This window comes from Pseudomonas sp. DCB_BI (genome assembly GCF_026240995.1).
In the GTDB taxonomy this organism is placed as follows: Bacteria; Pseudomonadota; Gammaproteobacteria; order Pseudomonadales; family Pseudomonadaceae; genus Aquipseudomonas.
Genome location: NZ_JAPFCG010000006.1, coordinates 204,812 through 220,576, shown reverse-complemented (window position 1 = coordinate 220,576; position 15,765 = coordinate 204,812). Strand labels below are relative to the sequence as shown.

General features: G+C 64.0%; 18 protein-coding genes. 1 reads left to right on the top strand and 17 read right to left on the bottom strand.

The window, feature by feature from the left end:
• The first annotated feature begins 44 nt into the window (after positions 1-44).
• Positions 45-1,358: a hypothetical protein gene (locus OO258_RS09120; RefSeq protein WP_266029906.1), complete on the top strand. Its 1,314-nt coding sequence runs from the start codon at positions 45-47 to the stop codon at positions 1,356-1,358.
• Positions 1,359-1,533: 175 nt separating this feature from the next.
• On the opposite strand, the gene OO258_RS09115 is transcribed toward OO258_RS09120, so the two are convergent.
• The 17 genes from OO258_RS09115 to OO258_RS09035 all read right to left on the bottom strand — a co-directional run bounded on the left by OO258_RS09115 (position 1,534) and on the right by OO258_RS09035 (position 15,765).
• Positions 1,534-2,826: an NAD(P)/FAD-dependent oxidoreductase gene (locus tag OO258_RS09115; RefSeq protein ID WP_266029905.1), complete on the bottom strand. Its 1,293-nt coding sequence runs from the start codon at positions 2,824-2,826 to the stop codon at positions 1,534-1,536.
• Positions 2,819-3,496: a S8 family serine peptidase gene (locus tag OO258_RS09110; protein ID WP_266029903.1), complete on the bottom strand. Its 678-nt coding sequence runs from the start codon at positions 3,494-3,496 to the stop codon at positions 2,819-2,821. Before OO258_RS09110 ends, OO258_RS09115 begins: the two co-directional genes overlap by 8 nt.
• On the bottom strand, positions 3,486-5,219 hold the full coding sequence (locus OO258_RS09105) for an ABC transporter ATP-binding protein (RefSeq protein ID WP_266029902.1): 1,734 nt from the start codon (positions 5,217-5,219) through the stop codon (positions 3,486-3,488). The genes OO258_RS09110 and OO258_RS09105 overlap by 11 nt, the downstream gene beginning before the upstream one ends.
• 1 nt (position 5,220) lies before the next feature.
• Entirely contained in the window at positions 5,221-7,131 is a 1,911-nt protein-coding gene (locus tag OO258_RS09100; protein WP_266029900.1) for a sigma-54-dependent Fis family transcriptional regulator, read from the bottom strand.
• Between the two features lie 388 nt (positions 7,132-7,519).
• Entirely contained in the window at positions 7,520-7,804 is a 285-nt protein-coding gene (locus tag OO258_RS09095; RefSeq protein WP_266029898.1) for a hypothetical protein, read from the bottom strand.
• Complete coding sequence (locus OO258_RS09090; protein ID WP_266029897.1) at positions 7,801-8,514, bottom strand: DUF4225 domain-containing protein; 714 nt, start codon at positions 8,512-8,514, stop codon at positions 7,801-7,803. Before OO258_RS09090 ends, OO258_RS09095 begins: the two co-directional genes overlap by 4 nt.
• The gene (locus OO258_RS09085) at positions 8,511-8,996 is read right to left on the bottom strand and encodes an Hcp family type VI secretion system effector (RefSeq protein WP_266029895.1); all 486 of its coding nucleotides are present in this window, start codon (positions 8,994-8,996) and stop codon (positions 8,511-8,513) included. Before OO258_RS09085 ends, OO258_RS09090 begins: the two co-directional genes overlap by 4 nt.
• A 265-nt stretch (positions 8,997-9,261) precedes the next feature.
• Positions 9,262-10,113, bottom strand: a complete 852-nt coding sequence (locus tag OO258_RS09080; protein WP_266029893.1) for a CsgG/HfaB family protein — start codon at positions 10,111-10,113, stop codon at positions 9,262-9,264.
• Between the two features lie 34 nt (positions 10,114-10,147).
• Positions 10,148-10,561 carry a curli assembly protein CsgF gene (locus OO258_RS09075; protein ID WP_110744413.1) on the bottom strand — a complete coding sequence of 138 codons (414 nt, stop codon included), beginning with the start codon at positions 10,559-10,561 and terminating at the stop codon, positions 10,148-10,150.
• Positions 10,558-10,947 (bottom strand): curli production assembly/transport protein CsgE, encoded by a 390-nt coding sequence (csgE, locus tag OO258_RS09070; protein WP_110744414.1) that lies wholly within the window; start codon positions 10,945-10,947, stop codon positions 10,558-10,560. The genes OO258_RS09075 and csgE overlap by 4 nt, the downstream gene beginning before the upstream one ends.
• On the bottom strand, positions 10,944-11,471 hold the full coding sequence (locus OO258_RS09065) for a type II secretion system protein (protein ID WP_266029889.1): 528 nt from the start codon (positions 11,469-11,471) through the stop codon (positions 10,944-10,946). Before OO258_RS09065 ends, csgE begins: the two co-directional genes overlap by 4 nt.
• Complete coding sequence (locus tag OO258_RS09060; RefSeq protein ID WP_003247965.1) at positions 11,446-11,820, bottom strand: type II secretion system protein; 375 nt, start codon at positions 11,818-11,820, stop codon at positions 11,446-11,448. The genes OO258_RS09065 and OO258_RS09060 overlap by 26 nt, the downstream gene beginning before the upstream one ends.
• Positions 11,821-11,825: 5 nt before the next feature.
• Positions 11,826-12,305, bottom strand: coding sequence for a type II secretion system protein (locus OO258_RS09055; protein WP_110744416.1), 480 nt, complete (start codon positions 12,303-12,305; stop codon positions 11,826-11,828).
• The gene (locus tag OO258_RS09050) at positions 12,302-14,167 is read right to left on the bottom strand and encodes a secretin N-terminal domain-containing protein (RefSeq protein ID WP_266029886.1); all 1,866 of its coding nucleotides are present in this window, start codon (positions 14,165-14,167) and stop codon (positions 12,302-12,304) included. The genes OO258_RS09055 and OO258_RS09050 overlap by 4 nt, the downstream gene beginning before the upstream one ends.
• On the bottom strand, positions 14,164-14,673 hold the full coding sequence (locus tag OO258_RS09045; protein ID WP_266029884.1) for a hypothetical protein: 510 nt from the start codon (positions 14,671-14,673) through the stop codon (positions 14,164-14,166). The genes OO258_RS09050 and OO258_RS09045 overlap by 4 nt, the downstream gene beginning before the upstream one ends.
• A complete protein-coding gene (gene pilO, locus OO258_RS09040) occupies positions 14,673-15,236 on the bottom strand; it encodes a type 4a pilus biogenesis protein PilO (protein WP_266029882.1) in 564 nt (187 codons plus the stop codon). The genes OO258_RS09045 and pilO overlap by 1 nt, the downstream gene beginning before the upstream one ends.
• Complete coding sequence (locus OO258_RS09035; protein WP_266029880.1) at positions 15,223-15,765, bottom strand: pilus assembly protein; 543 nt, start codon at positions 15,763-15,765, stop codon at positions 15,223-15,225. Before OO258_RS09035 ends, pilO begins: the two co-directional genes overlap by 14 nt.

Genomic DNA, 15,765 nt, shown 5'->3' with positions numbered 1-15,765 from the left:
ATCAGGCAATACAAAAACAACAATAAAAACCATGGAGCAAACCCATGAGGCACACACTCGCCTGCACATTGGCCCTGCTGTTGACCGCACCCGCCACCCAAGCCTACGAGCTGTACAACCAGAACGGCACCACCCTGAACGCCGACCTCGAAGCCCTGTTCGGCGTCTTCCACAGCGATGAAAGCTACAACCAGGCCGGCAACCGCCAGCCCGGCAGCACCGCCTGGCAGGAGGGCTACGTGAAGTACGGCCTCAGCGGCAGCCAGGCACTGGCCGACAGCGGCGCGCTCTACGGCGCCGTCAACCTGCTCAGCTCCGCCACCTGGGGCGATGGCGACGCCGCTGGCCTTACCTTGGGCGACGAGCGCCGCACCGCCATCGAAGACCTGTACCTGGGCTGGCGCTCGGCCAGCCTGTTCCCGGCGCTGGGCGAAGATGGCGTGGACATTTCCGGTGGCCGCCAGGTAGTCACCCTGGGTGATGGTTTCCTGATACAGGGTGACCCGGTCAACCTGGGCAAGGTCGACCTGGGCGCCAACTTCGACCGCGGCGGCGCCTACTACCTGGCCGCACGCAAGGCCTTCGACCGCACCGCTGTGCTACGCCTGGGCGGCAAACAGGGCTGGCGCGGCGACCTGATGTGGCTGAAGTCCGACAACCATTACCAGGCCGACACGTCGCTGGCGGTCGCCAACCTGGAGCACGTCGCCGACAATGGCACCGTCGGCCTGAGCTGGATCCGCGGCCTCGATGTGGACCAGCGCTACGCGCAGATCATGGGCCTGGAACACCGCGACGGCATGGACACCGCCAGCCTGCGCGGGCGTGGGAGCCTCGGTGTGAAGGACCTGGAGCTGGCCGCCGAGTACGTGACCCAGGACAAGCCCGGCGGGCGCGAGAATGCCTGGTACCTGGAGGGCAACTGGACCTTCTCCCAACTGCCTTGGTCACCGACCGCCACCTACCGCTACAGCCGCTTCTCCGAAGGCTTCGACCCGCTGTTCTATGGCCTGAGCCGAGGCTACGGCACCTGGTTCCAGGGTGAAGTGGCAGCCAACTATGCCGGGCCGTTCAACAAGAACAGCCAAGTGCACCATGTAGCGCTGAAAGGCAAACCACGGGACAACCTGACCGTCGGCGCCCTGTACTTCGACTTCGACACGCTGGACACCGACCTGGGCAACCTTGGCGGGCGCGAGTTGGACCTGTATGTGGAATGGATGGTCAACGACCACTTGCTGATCAGCCCGGTGGTGGGGTTCTACAAGCCGGAGCGCAGTGCGGCCAATGGCGGTACGCAGTTAGGTGGGCGGGATACCGGGACTTACCTGCAATTGATTGTCGGGACCTTCTTCTGATCCGACATCCTGGGGCTGCTTCGCAGCCCATCGCGACGCAAGGCCGCTCCCACAGGGTGGACCTGCTCCCAAGGGTTGGATTGGTGTCCAACTTCTTGGGGGCAGTCCAAAGCTGGCGCGATCCTTGTGGGAGCGGCCTTGCGTCGCGATGGGCCGCAAAGCGGCCCCGACAATCTCAAACCAACCCCTGCTCCCCCAGCCACCGCCGCACGCTCCTCTGCTGTTCACCCGCAAGCCCCGACAACACCGCCTCAACAGGCCGCCCACTGTGTATTTTTCGCACCACAGGCGCCAGTTCCACCCCCCGCAAATGCCAAACCCCCAGCGGCTGGTCCGCCGTCACCACGACCTCGGCTTCATCCACCAGCCCGTCACGCAGCACCGGCCGCCGCTCAACCCGCACCGCTTGCCAATCAGCCGCCTGATGGAGGGGTTGCGCATCCGGCCAACCTTGGCGCCGGGCCCAGAACGGTTGCCCCACCCGGCTTTGTTCCTGGGCATAAAAATCCCGGCCAATGCGGGCAAAACGCAAGAACAGCTGCTCGACCCGCTGCTGGTGAAACTGCCGCGCCAGCTCGGCCCGCTCAGGCCTGCGCAGCAACGTATTGATCACCACCGGCGCCTGCAATGCCGAAGAGAGCGACTGAAAAATCCCGTTGCCCGACAGCGGGTCAACGGCCATGGCGGCATCCCCCACCCGGATCCAGTCCTGCCCGACACATTCACCCGCCAGAATGGCGCTACTGCTGCGTGCATGCACCTGTGCCGGTATCAATGCCTGATCGTCGAACAGTTCAGCGACCAACGCGCTGCGGCCCCGCAACGCCACGCAATACGCTGCCAGCCCAGCCTTTCCCGGCAGCCCGGCAGCGTCCTGGGTGACTTGCCAGTAACAGCGGCCATCTTCCAGCCGTGCCATCCACGCCCAGCCATCCTCCAGGCTCTCCACCGCCGACGCAGGCGCACCGGGGCTACCCTGCCAGACATTGAGCAAGCTCACCGTTTCCGGCCCACGCAGGCGGTCTGCGGCCAGGGGCGCCTGACGGCCTCGGGCCTCGACCAGGAAATCAGCAGTCAGCACCTGCCCATCGTCCAGGCGCACATGATGACCGCCCCCCTGCACGACCTCTCGCACCCGCCCCTCGACCACACTCACGCCTGCGCGCTGAAGGTCTTCGCGCAGCGCCTGGTCAAAGCGTTGCCGGTCGAGCAAAAACTCCTGGTTCATGTGCAGGTGCTGGCCGTTCCAGAGCACCTGGCGAGTGGCCGGCATGGCCGCCTGGCTCAAGGCCTCGCCAAGGCCTGCGTGACGCAAGCCCTCCAGCACCCGCTGCGAAACGCCTTCAACTGCCGCGAAACGGCGCCATTGCGACACCACCGTCACGGTGTAACCCAACCGCCGCAAGCCAATGGCCGTGGCGGCACCCGCAGGGCCGGCGCCCAGCACCACAATGCGCAATTCAGCCATGGCGGCCACCTCGCCGCTCGGGCCCTTTGAAGGCCGCATGGTCACGCAACCAGTCATGCACCTGCTGGCGGTCCATTCCCTGGGCATCACGCAGCAAGGCGGCAATCTTCCCGCTCAACGCCGCGCAACCCAGGCTCGCACCCGCCCGCTCACTCGCACCCACGTACGCGCCAAAATCCGCCTGTCGAGTACCCAGCCACGACCACTGGCCCGGTGCACAGCGGGCATCGCCAGTGACCCGAATGACACCCGGGTAGCTGGCGGGGAACACCGGCCCACCCTGCGCCGGGCTGGATGCACACAACAGCACACCTGCGGCCAAAGCCTCGGCACAGGCCTGGTGCAGCACGGGCCGGTCCTGCTGCAAGCCCAGGCTCAGGTTGACCAGCGTGGCTCCCGACTCCACCAGCCACAGCAATGCGGCAGCCACCTGCAACGCACTGGTGCTGGCCTGGGCACTGAACACCTGGGCCACCAGCACCGACACAGGACCAGCCTGGTGTTGCAAGCTGGCGAGCACCGCACTGCCGTGCCCAAGTTGGTCGGGGAGCATTTCACCTTCGCGCAACTGGCCGTCTTCCAGCCAGAAACGGCGGGCGTCCCGCAAGCCGTTGGCCTGCTCCGGCGAGCAGCCGCTGTCGATGATGCCAACGCGCACGTCAGTGCCCATGCTTGATCACCTCCTGCGCCAGTACCTGCAACTGACCGTCATGCAGTTGCAGATGCAGGTCGGCATCGGCAAGGGTCGAAGCCCGGTGGCTGATCAGGATGCGCGTGCGCCCTGCGAACAACTGGTCGATGGCGGCGATCACTTCCCGCTCGGTGGTTTCATCCACCGCCGAAGTGGCCTCGTCCAGCACCAGGATCGCCGGGGCCTGCAACACTGCGCGGGCAATGGCGATACGTTGTTTCTGCCCCCCGGACAACTGCTGGCCGCGCTCGCCCAGCAGGCCATCCAGGCCCAGCGGCAGGCTTTCGACCAGGCTGTCCAGCCGCGCCAGGCGCACCACCCGTTCCAGTTGGTCACGGCTGGCCTCGGGCACGCCATAAGCCAGGTTCTGTGCCAGGGTGCCACGGAACAGCACGATGTCCTGGCTGACCACGGCGATTCGCCTGCGCAGTGCAACAAGGTCCAGGTCGCGCAGGTCGGTGCCGTCCAGCAGGATGCGTCCGGCGTCCGGGTCGTAGAAGCGCTGCAGCAGGTCGATCAGGGTTGACTTGCCCACCCCGGAGGCACCGCTGATGGCGACTTTCAGGCCGCCCGGGATGCTCACCTGCACGTTGTTCAGTACCGCACCCTGGCGCCCCTCATGGGCAAAGCTCAGCGCCTCCAGGCGCAACTCGCCGGGGCCATCGGGGATGGGCTGCGGGTTGGCGGCCTGATGTACCGCCACCGCTTCCTGCTTCAATTCCATCACCCTTCCCAGGCTCACAGCCATGCGCTGCACCGCCACGTACAAGCCCAACAGGCTCTGAACCGGCCCTACCGCCATGCCCATGTAAGTCGAAAAAGCGATCAGCGCGCCCAATTGCCAGGTGCCCTGGATAACCCACCACCCACCGACCAAAAACGCACAGGCGCGGCACCACGAGGTAAGCGTGCCGGGGATGGCCTGGGTGAAGAACTCGGTCACCTGCACCTTCAGCAGCTGGCGCATGTAGCCCTGGCCAAGCTGGTCCAGCCGCCCTGCTTCCCGGCCTTGCTGGCCGGCCGCCTGAATGAACTTCATCGCCGGCAGGGTCTCGACCAGGAACGACGACACATCCGCCGAGCGCTCACGCAAGTTGCGCACTTCGCGCTCCACCTTGCGCCGCATCCAGCGCAGCCATAGCACCTCGATCGGCACCAGCAGCGCCAGCAACAGGGACAACTGCCACGACAGCATCAGCATCAACGCCACTGCACCCACCAGGCCAATCACCGCCGACACCGCCGAGAACAACGAGTCCACGGCAAAGCGCTGGATCTCTGCCACATCGCCATCCAGCCGCGAAAGAATGTCGCCGATCCGCCGCCGCCCGTAGAAGGTCGGTGACAATTGCTGCAGATGGCGGTAAAGGTCGTCGCGCAGGGCGAACAGGATGCGCCCCGACAAGCGCGTATGCAGGTAGCGGTTGACCCCAGCCAGCACAGTGCCCAGCAGGCCCGCGCCGATCATGATTGCCGCCATGTGCCAAAGGGTCTGGTAGTCCTTGGCCAACAGCCCTTCGTCGATCAGGGTCTTGACCAGCCAGGGTTGCGCCAGCGCCAGCAGCGATGCACCCAGCGACAAGCCGAGCAACAGGCCGATAGCACGCCGGTGTGGGCGCACGAAACCATACAGCCAGGCCAACGCCTGGCGCATGAGTACAGGGTCGCTGGAGTCCACCAGCCTTGCGAACAGGCCGCCCACGTCAGCCGCGCAACTGCTTGAGCTTGCGGTACAGCGTCGCCCGGCTGATGCCCAGCGCCTCGGCGGCGGCCGACACATTGCCCTGTTGGCGGGCCAGGGCGCTGCGGATCTGTTCCAGTTCGTTGTCCTTCAGGCTGCCGGAGGGCGCTGTGCTGCTGGCCAGTTCGTCCAGCAGGCAATCGGTAAGGTGATCGAGGGTCAGCACCTGCTCGCCGTCCTCGCGCATGGCCAGCGCGGTGCGCACCACCATTTCCAGCTGGCGGATGTTGCCTGGCCAGTCGAAGCCTTCGAGCAACGCAGTCAACGCGGGGTCGAGGGTTACGCCACGCGCATTGGACTTGTCCAGCAGGCCCTGGATGATCACCGCCAGGTCATCACGTTCGCGCAGGGCCGGCAGGCGCAGCGACACACCGTTGACCCGGTAGTACAGGTCTTCACGGAAGTGTTGTTCCTGCACCAGGCGCTTGAGGTCGCGGTGGGTGGCGCAGATCAGCGCCACGTCAATGTCCTGCTCGTCGCCCGCCCCCAATGGGGCTACGCGGCGCTCCTGCAATACCCGCAGCAGGCGTGCTTGCAGGGCCAACGGCATGTCGCCGATTTCGTCGAGGAACAGGGTGCCGCCATGGGCCTGCATCAGCCGCCCTACCATGCCACCCCGGCGCGAGCCGGTGAAAGCGCCCTCACGGTAGCCGAACAGCTCGGACTCGATGAGCCCTTCGGGAATGGCCGCGCAGTTGACTGCCACGAACGGTTTGTCGGCACGCGGGCTGGCCTGGTGCAAGGCCCGGGCAACCACTTCCTTGCCGGTACCGGTTTCGCCCAGTAACAGCACTGGCAAACCATTGCCAAGCCCCTGGCGAGCCATGCGCAGGTTGCGCGCCAGGCGTTGATCACCACCGGCCAGTGCATCGAGTACAGGCGACTGTTTGCTCAAGGCCGGTTTGCTGGGTGGCGTGCTGGAGCTGACCCGACCATGGCGCGGCAGCTGCAAGGCGCGGAAATAGAACTCACCCTTGGCGGTCTGCACGCTGCTCACCCCGCCTTGCCACAGGCGAGCGATAAAGGCCGGCGAACGCTCGCCCAGCAGGTCGGTGCTGCGCCGACCAAGCAGTTCGTGACGCGGCAACTGTAATAGCTGGCAGGCACTGTCGTTGGCAGCCAGCACTTCGCCATCCAGACTCAGGGCCAACAGGCCGTGCCAGGCACTGTTGAGGTACTGCGGCCGGCTGTGAAAGGCCAGCACCAACTGGTCCGGGTGGCACAGGCCGAACAGACGGCTTTCGATATTGCCGGCGGCCAGCATCAGCGTCGTCAGGCTGTCCTGTGGCTGCGCCATCACCCCTTCGCGGGTGATGTCGAGCACGCCGATCACTTCGCCACGCGGGTCGCGCAGGGGCACGGAGGTGCAGGAGAACGGGCTGAGGCGGTCAAGGTAATGTTCGCCGCAGTTGATCAGGGTAGGGCGGCCTTCCACCACCGCTGTACCTATCGCGTTGGTGCCACGCAGTGTTTCGCTCCAGCAGCTACCCGGTTGCAGGTCGCGCAGGCCCTCGCGGCTGAGTACGTGGGTCTGGCCCTCGATGGCCAGCACGTTGGCCTTGGCGTCGCCGAGGATGATGATGCCAGCCTTGCCCTGACGCGAGACCAGGTAGTCGAGTTCGGGGGTAACGGCATCGACCAACAGGCGGTTGCGCTCAAGCAGGGTACGCAAGTCATGGCCGTGTTCGAGGCCGAGGCCAACTTGCTCGCCTTGCAGGCTGTCCAGGCCATGGCCGAGGCTGCGGCGCCAGGAGGCGTCGATCTCGTCGCGCAGCATGCCCAACGGCAGCTCGCCTTCACTCGCCAGTCTCAGGCGGGCCTGGCGGGATTCGTGCAGCGGGTCTTGGGCGTTTGTTATTAGTTGTCGCGCCATTTTCTACTCCGGCTGTGCCCCGCAAGATGGCGGGAGACGGGCTTGGGAATTTTGCGCAGTGTGCGGGAGAAATGGCTGGGCGTCATCAGGTAGCGGATGGATTGGGGTGTAGCTGGGCTGGTGACCTGAAGCTGGCGCAATCCCTGTGGGGGGCTGGCTTGCCGGCGCCATCCCCGCGTCGCCTGCTTCGCGGGCTTGCCCGCTCCCACAGGGTTCACACCAGGCCTGAGGTCTGCGCTGTACCTGTGGGAGCGGGCGAGCCCGCGAAGAGGCCCTCAAGATCCCCCACATACCGCGCATAAATCAAAAATGCCCAAACCAGCCTTCAAACACCCCGCGCCTGTACAACCCTTTCCCGCCCCTTTCCGGTCTGCGCTTGGCCAAAAAACTAGTCATCCATCCGAGAAGTAATTGCCCACAAATGAAAAAACAGCAGTACAACGCAGAGAGTAGAAACCACCCACACTATGATAACACTGTCATCAGGTTTGTATGGCCCAAACAAACCGTCCCCGCCCATTGCATCTGTATAGACCCTCATCATAAGCACGAAATAGCAACCCGCAAGGCCCAATCGCCAATTACTTTTCAGCGATCTAAATACGGTTTTATTTAAGTACAACCTGAACACCACATCACACACTGCAAAAAAAACAAACAGCAGCACTTTCATTTTTTTGACTCACTCCTGAGCTGTTCCAATGTCGATGCCGACGAACCAAACTCGAACCACAACCCCCTCTTACCCAACTGCTTGAACTTCCTCTCCCTATCGGCTTCCAAATAGCGATATAAACGCCAGGCGCCTTTTTTGGGAACCCGCTGAGTTAAAGCCCGCCCAGAAAATACGAGATCTGCGCTGTAATAAGCCATGTTTCCCTCACGTTCACCATAACCCACCGACTTGGCAGCCTCCTGATATAGCTTCCGAACCGGCCCCACGACATCCGTGCGCCCTTCATAAAGCCCTCGGCCGTTCTCATAAAAGTTATTCCCACCATGGGCCATCAAGGGCATGCCATGAAACGCACATGTGGTACCTAAGCTAGCCATGCAGCTTGCCAAACCTGTAGCGGCCTGAGAGGCACCAGCGGCCATGCCGAAAACTTGCAGGGCCACTCGGCGAAATTCCGAGGCCAAGTTTTTAGCCTCACCTTCGATACTCTGGAGCCCTTCCTCCGGACTAATACGTCGCTGAACTACATCGTCCACCACTCGCTGCGCGTAATAGGCGAGCTCCCGATTGAACTGCATACGCAAGCTGCGATCCTGCAGGTACCGCGCACTGACAGTACAACCGTGACTGATCAACCCGGTGGCTGCAGCATTCACTTCCCAGAACGCCTGGTCCGGGCGATCGCCATATTCCTCTTGCCGGCTCATGGTATTTTCCCCCACGCCGCGTGCCCGGTTGTCCCGGCAGCATGGTGACTCCATCTGATCGAGCGGTAGCGAATTAGCAATTGCTCTTGCGCCTGCTGATCGGCCATCAACACGGCATGGGGTATATCCAGCTCCTGAGCGACGATCACCGCGCCTTCCAGCTTGATGGAAAAATATTTTTCCTGGTGACCTCCTGAGTGCGTGCGATAGAGGTCTATTTCACAGACGAGCGCCTCTTGGGAATCCACGGCCTGAGCCAGCAATGGACTGGCCTTGTCGACCAGTTTGGTGATCGACACGGGATGGTGAGTCGCGCGTCGGGTGTTGTCGGTGTTGGACATTGCGTGGTTCAACGCCAGCACCAGGATCTCATCCTGATGAGAGAGCTGGCATCGGTTACCAATGGACGGCTGCGAGTTGCAGCCTGCGGAGATCAAGCCCTGTCGCTCACCGTTTATCCGCATGTATCCGTTACTAGCCATGGCCAAATTTCCTTGTAGGTGGATGCCCAAGGTTACGGAGCAAGGAAAAGGCTGTATGTCGGCTGCGTCTGAAATGTTCTGGGCGTGCTTTAAACCTTTTGTTTATTAGGGCCTCTGTGAAGCTGCACATGCCCGTGGACAGGGTGCCATGAGCTCAGTTCTGCACCGACCTCTTCATGGTTAAAACCACAGGGACGGCATCGCACCTTGGGTCACGCGATCCCTGTGGGAGCGGGCGAGCCCGCGAAGAGGCCCTCAAGGTCGATCAAGGCTGCTGATTCTGGCTCAGGAATTTGCCCACCGTCGCCGTGCCGTCCCCCGCATCCCCAGCCACCTGCCACAGCCGCCGCTCGATCCCCTGCGCCAGCAAGTGCCCTACCGCCGCTTCGATCGCCGACAGCACGCACAGCTGCGCCGGTTCATTGGTGGTATACCCCACCTCGGCTTCCAGCAGCTTCTTGAACTCGATGAACTTGAACACCCCGGCACTGCGCCCGACCGAGTAGATGGTCTTGCTGGTCATCACGTTGGCCAGCACCTGCCCGGTGCGCACGTCCACGGCGCGCAGGTTGACGGTGACCTGGTCCACCCGGTACTCGCGGGAGATGTCGATGCCCAGATAGCGCGCGCCTTCGCCGCCGCTGCGCACGTTGGTGTCGTAGGCAATGATGCCGCCCTCCAGCATCAGGTTGGCGGCCTGCAGCGGTGGCAGTTCGCCCATGATGTTTTCCGCTACATCCGGCTTTTTCTGCGATGCGCGGATGATCTTGCGCTCGGTCAGCAGGTTCTGCAGCCCTTCACGCTCCAGCACCACGAACCAGCCGCTGGCACTCAGGGCATCCATCAGCATGCTCGCCGCACCCTGGGTGACGCTGGTGGAGAACGAGCTGGCCGGGGTCGGCTTGTACTGCCCGGTCTGGTCGCGGAACCCGTACACCACTGCCATCAAGCGCCCCTTGGGCCGGGGCATGTTGATCAGGTCGTAGTAGGTCGAGGCCCGAGGGGTCAGGGTCGGGGTTTCCGAGTCCTGTTCGGCCGACATGGGTTCGCGCAGGCTGCAACCACTTTGCAGGCCCAGGGCGGTGAGGATCAGCAGCGTGCTCAGCAGACGTTTCATGGTGTTCTCTCCCCAACATAAAAGCCCTTCCCTCTCAGGGGTTCAGGCCGCTGACCTCAATGATCGAAATTTCTCCCGTGGCGCGATCGGTGACCTTGATGCTCAAGGCCCCGGAATCGTCGATGACGTCGATGAGAAACGCATCGGTCGCCATGCTGCCGGTACTGCCGTTACTGATGTTGTCGAGCAACTGCGACAACATCCGCGACTCCAGCTGGTTGCTGAAACGCTCCAGGGCCGTAGTGCCGGTAAAGGCCGAGGCGCGGTCCTCGAGGTCGGGGTCGTCGTGGTCGTTCTGCGCCTGGGCGTTGTTCAGCAGCCAGGTACCATTCAACGGGTTGCCGCCAAACGCCGGGTTCACCGGGGTGTACACCAGTTCCGTGGCCTGGGCCGCACAGGCGCTGGCCAGCAGGCAGGCGGCGATGCAACGGGGTATGCGGTGGTTCATAGCTCGTCCCTCTCCAAGTCGGTGGTGTCCTGCAGCAGGCGTTGCAGCTTGCGTTGAATGATTTGCTGCTTGACCAGGTCGGCAGCTGCAACGGCCTCGTCTTTGAGCTCGGTGGTGTTCGGTGGCAGGAAGCGCCGGTACATGACTTCGCGCTCGAACTCCACGGTCACCAGGCTGCCCCAGCGCGCATCGGGGCGTTCGCGTACCACCAGGTTGAAGTCCAGGCGGCTGGTGGCACGCAGGCGGTCGGCGAAGTAGTAGTAAAAGTCGTGGCCGATGTGCGAGATGGTGTTGTCGACGATAAACCCCTGCATCTCGTCCTCCACCCCGGCCTTGGCCGATGTGGCCAGTGCCAGCAGCAGGCACAACGCAGCCAGGCGCTTCATGGCGTATCTCCCGGGCCACTGTGGGTCTGCCCGCCGGCGGCACTATCGGTAAACGCCTGTTCGGCGACGAACTGCCAGTCGCTGTAGTGCTCAAGCCCTTCGAAACCGCTCCACTCGGTGTTGAAACCACTGCGTTTGAACGGTGTGTCGGCCGAGCGGCTGTGCACGCCAGTGATACGGCCGTCGATCGAACGCAGCAGGCCCCAATCGTCGCTGTTGGTGATGGGGTCGGGGTACAGCCGGCGAATGTGCCGGCGGGCCTGCGGAAAGCGGTTGTCCTGCAGCAGGTCAGCCAGGTCCTGCGGGTACTGGGCCAGCCCGGGGGATGCGCGGTAGTAGCTGCGCAGGGCCTGGGCGTACTGGCCGCCTACCCACAGCAACTGCCGTTCGCGGTCGCGCTGGGCGGCACTGGTCCAAAGCGTGCCGGTGGCTGCCAGGGCGACGCTACTGACCGCTATCAGCAGCAGCACGCCCAGGTAGGTGAAGCCGCCGTTGGCTTTACCATTCAGCGAAAAGGCTGCCATCACGCGCCCTCCCTGTGGCACCGCTCTTGATATCGGCCACGCCGCCCGCCACACCTTCTGGCGGGGGTACCAACTGCCAGGCATCGCTGCGCTCGGTAATCGGGTCGACCGGGGTGTTGCGCAGGTAGCGTTGTTCCACCAGTTGCTCCAGCGAATCCGGGTAGTGGCCGGTGTCGCCGTAGTAGTGGTCCAGCGCCTCGCGCAGCACCGCCAGGCTCTGGCGCAGGGTGGCCTCGCGGGAGCTTTCCAGGCTGTTGAAGTAGCGCGGCATGGCGATGGTCATCAGCGTGGCGATGATCGCCATCACCACCAGCAGTTCGATCAGGGTGAAGCCTTTGCTGCGTTTCATGGCTATCACCATTGCCCGTACGGGATGTTGTTGAGGCCTTTGCCGCGGGCCTTGGAGTACACGTCGAACACGTCTTCGCCTTCGCGCGGGTTGTCGGGGCTGCTCTCGTAGGCACGCAGGCCCCAACCGCCTTCATCTTCCGCCTTGGTCGCCAGCAGCGGGTCGTGCGGGATGCGCCGCAGGAAGTAGAACTTGGCGCCCTTGGCACTGCGCACGTCGCGCACCCCGTCCACCAGCACCTGCAGGTTCGGCGGGTAGCCGCTGGCATCCAGGCGCTTCTCGATGTAACCAGCGTCGAAGGCGCGCTTGTAGGCGTCGATGGCGTCGCGGATCTGGTACAGCGCCTCGCGCAACTGCTGCTCCTTGCCGCGGCGCACCACGGTCTCGGTCAGCGGCGCGGCCATGCTGGCGAGCAGCCCGAGCAGTGCCAGGGTCAGCACGACCTCGATCAGGCTGAAGCCACGCATGCGGCGCGAGGTTTTCATGGCCGCGGGCTCGCATTCACCGGGGCCACTGCCATCTGGCTGTCGACGACCGGGCTCTCGGAGGTGGGCGCATTGCCGGGCACGTCCACCGGTGGCAGCGGCGCCATCTGGCGTACCTGCATGGCCGACTCGGTGCCGGTGGAGAACTCCATGTCCGACGGGCTCTGGTACGGCAGGTTGCGCACGATGCGCGGGGTAATCGCCAGTACCAGCTCGGATTTGCTCATGTCGTCCTTGTTGCTGCCGAACAGCCGCCCCAAGCCCGGAATGTCGCCAAGGCCGGGGATCTTGTTGCCACTGGCGTTGTGGTCGTTGCGTACCAGGCCGGCCAGCACCTGGGTTTCGCCATCATGCAGGCGCAGGCTGGTCTGCGCGTTGCGGGTGTCGACCTGAACCGGGATGGTGCCCTGGCGGGTAGCCTCTAGCGGGGTGGCGTTACTGACCTCGAGCGCCACCTTGATCGCCACTTCATTGTTCAGGTGAACGGTGGGCTGCACTTCCAGCTTCAGGCCGACGTCCAGGTAGGTGACGCTTTCGGTGATCACCGGGCCCTGGGTGGACGGCACCGAGGTGGCGCTGATGATCGGCACCCGCTGGCCGATGTGGATACGCGCCTGCTCGCGGTTGCTGACGCGGATCACCGGGCTGGCCAGGGTGTTGATGTCTTTGTCCTGGGCGTTGATCTTGGCCTGCGGCGCCGGCGCAATGCTGATGCGGCTGGAATTGATCCCCTTGAGCTGGTCGAGCACGCTGACCGGGTTGCCATCGTCGCTCAGCACGCCGAAAGTATTCGGCCATTGCAGGCCAAGGTCGAGGATGCGCGAGGTGGCCACTTCCATCACCTCCACTTCCAGCACCACTTCGGGGTTGGACTGGTCCTGCGACTGCAGCAGCTTCTCGGCCATGCGTACCGCATCGGGGGTGTCGCGCATGGTCAGGGTGTTGAGGCGCTCGTCAACGAACACATCGCGGGTCTTGAGCATGGTCTTGACCATGTTCAGCGCGGTGTTGGCATCGATGCTGGTCAGGTAGAAAGTGCGCATGACCAGTTCCTGGTAGTCCTTGGCCTTCTGCGGCGAGTCCGGGTAGACCATCAGGGTGTTGTCGTTGACGATTTTCTGGCGCAGCTGGTTTTGCTCCAGCAGCAGCGCAATCGCGTCCTCGATGCGCACCTCGCGCACGAAGATGGTGGCCTTCATGTCCGGGCGCAGGTCCTTGTCGAAGATGAAGTTGATGCCGGCCACCTGCGACAGCACTTCGAAGATGGTTTTCAGGTTGGCGTCGCGAAACTCCAGGGTCACCGGCCGCTCCAGCTTGCTGCGCAGCTGCGGGAACGGCTGCGCGGTACGCGCCTGGACGTTCTCGATGTCGGTGCGCAGCGCAATGCCCTTCTGGTTCTGCGGGTCCAGCCGCAGGACTTCGCGCATGTAGCGTTCGGCCCCGAACAGGTCGCCCTGGCGCAGCGCCGCCTGGCCCAGCGCTACACGTTCGTCGAGGGTGCGGATCAGCTCCAGCTGGCGGATGCCCTCCTGGGCGCGGCGATTGTTCGGTTCCAGGGTCAGCACCCGGCCATAGCCCATGCGGGCGTTGACGAAGTCGTGGCGGACCCGGTCGCTGTCGGCCTGGGTAATCAGGGCCTCGACCGCCGCCTGGCGGCTGTGGGCCAGGGCGATGTTCAGCTCGGTGTCACGCGGATCATCGCGCAAGGCCTCTTCCAGGCGGGCGATGCCGGCTTCGTACTGGCCCTCCTTCATCAACTGATCGCTGTCCTTGCGTACCGCGCTGGAGCCGCAGCCGGCAATGGCCACGCACAGCGCCAAAAGCAGGAACGGAGCAGGCTTGCACAGCTTTGACGATTTCATGGTGCGCTCCCGACAGACAAGGTCTGCGACTGGTGCAAAGGCAGGTAGACCAGGTTCAGCTCGCTGGCCGATACCCGATCGAGGCGATAGGTGTCTTCGATGACGTCGCCCTGGCGCACGACGTAGAGTTTTTCGCCGCTCTGCAGGAAAATCTGCAGGTCGTCGTCGTTGCCCATGCGGCCGATGAACTGGAACGGCAGCTCCGGAGCCGTCGGGGCCGCGGCGACGACAGGTGCGGTCATGACGGGTTGTTCGGTGACCGTGGCCAGGGCTTTGGGTTTGGTCCATTGCTGGGTTGGGAACAGGTTTCTGGAGGCCTGCTCCGGCCCTTTTGCGGCCAAAGCCGCTCCTACAGGCTCGGCGTTGCCCACAACCCCTGTGGGAGCGGGCTTGCCCGCGAAGACCGCGACGCTGTCTTCCTGGCCGAACCAGTGCCCTGGTGCCCAGGCGAGGACTGCGCTCACACCAAGGAAACCGGCCCAGATGACTGCACGTTGAGTGTTCATCACGACCTCGACAGGTAAAGGGTCATGCGCAGCCGGGCGTTCAGCTCGCTGTCGCCGATGCGTTTGCGTTGCAGCTCGAGGTCTTCCAGCACCAGGGTCGGCAGCTGCTTGAGCAGGCCTTTGATGAAGCCGCGAATCTGTGGGTAGCTGCCGCGCACCGGCAGCAGGATCTGATAACGCGCCAGCTGGGTCTTGGGGTCGATGCCCAAGGCGTATTCGCCACGTGCCAGGCTGATGTGCTCGGCACTGGCCAAGTGGTACAGGCGCTCGATCAGTTCGCTGGCCTGGGGTTGCCCTGGCAGTTGCTGGCGCAGGCTGTCCAGCGCTTCCTGCTCTGGCTTGAGGGCAATTTTCAGCTCACCGCGCTTGACCCGCTGCACCTGTACGCTGGCGTCCGCTTCACTGGCACGCAGTTCGCGCACGTCCTGCCATTGCGGCAGCACCCCGGCACAGATCACGCCAATGGCCAGCACGCTGACCAGGACTGCGCCCAAGCCGACCGGGCCAATGCTGCGCAGGCGTTCCTGGAGGATCAAGCTGTTCAGTGCGTCAGGGGCGCGCATGGCCGGTCTCCCAGGTAGCGGTGAGGGTAAAGCGCACCGGGTGCTCAGGTTGCGCGGCCAGCACTTCGTGGTTGAGCAGCGACACGTCACTCAGCTCTGCACTGGCTTCCAGCCGTTGGTGGTACTGCAGCATCGCTTCCAGGTTGCGTGCTTCGGCAGCGATGCGTACCTGGCCTTTGCGCGCATCCGGGGTCAGGCCAAGCAGCGCCACATCTTCTTGCGGCATGGCTTCGAGCATGGCGAACAGCTGTTGCCAAGGGCGTTGCAACTGCTGCGACACGCTGCGCATCTGTGCCAGGCGCTCGGCCTGTTCGCGGCTGGCGGCACTGTTCAAGGGCGCGGCAGTGGCCGGGCGGCGGCCCAACTGCAATTCCAGGCTGTGCACGCTGGCCTCCAGGTCGACCTGCTCGGCCTGCAGGCCGTGTTGCAGCAGTACCAAGCCGGCAACCACCGCGCTGGCCAGGATGAGCAGCGCCCAGGCCAACGGGCTGCTGCGCCGTGGCTGGAATTCCAGATTGAGGCGGCGCAT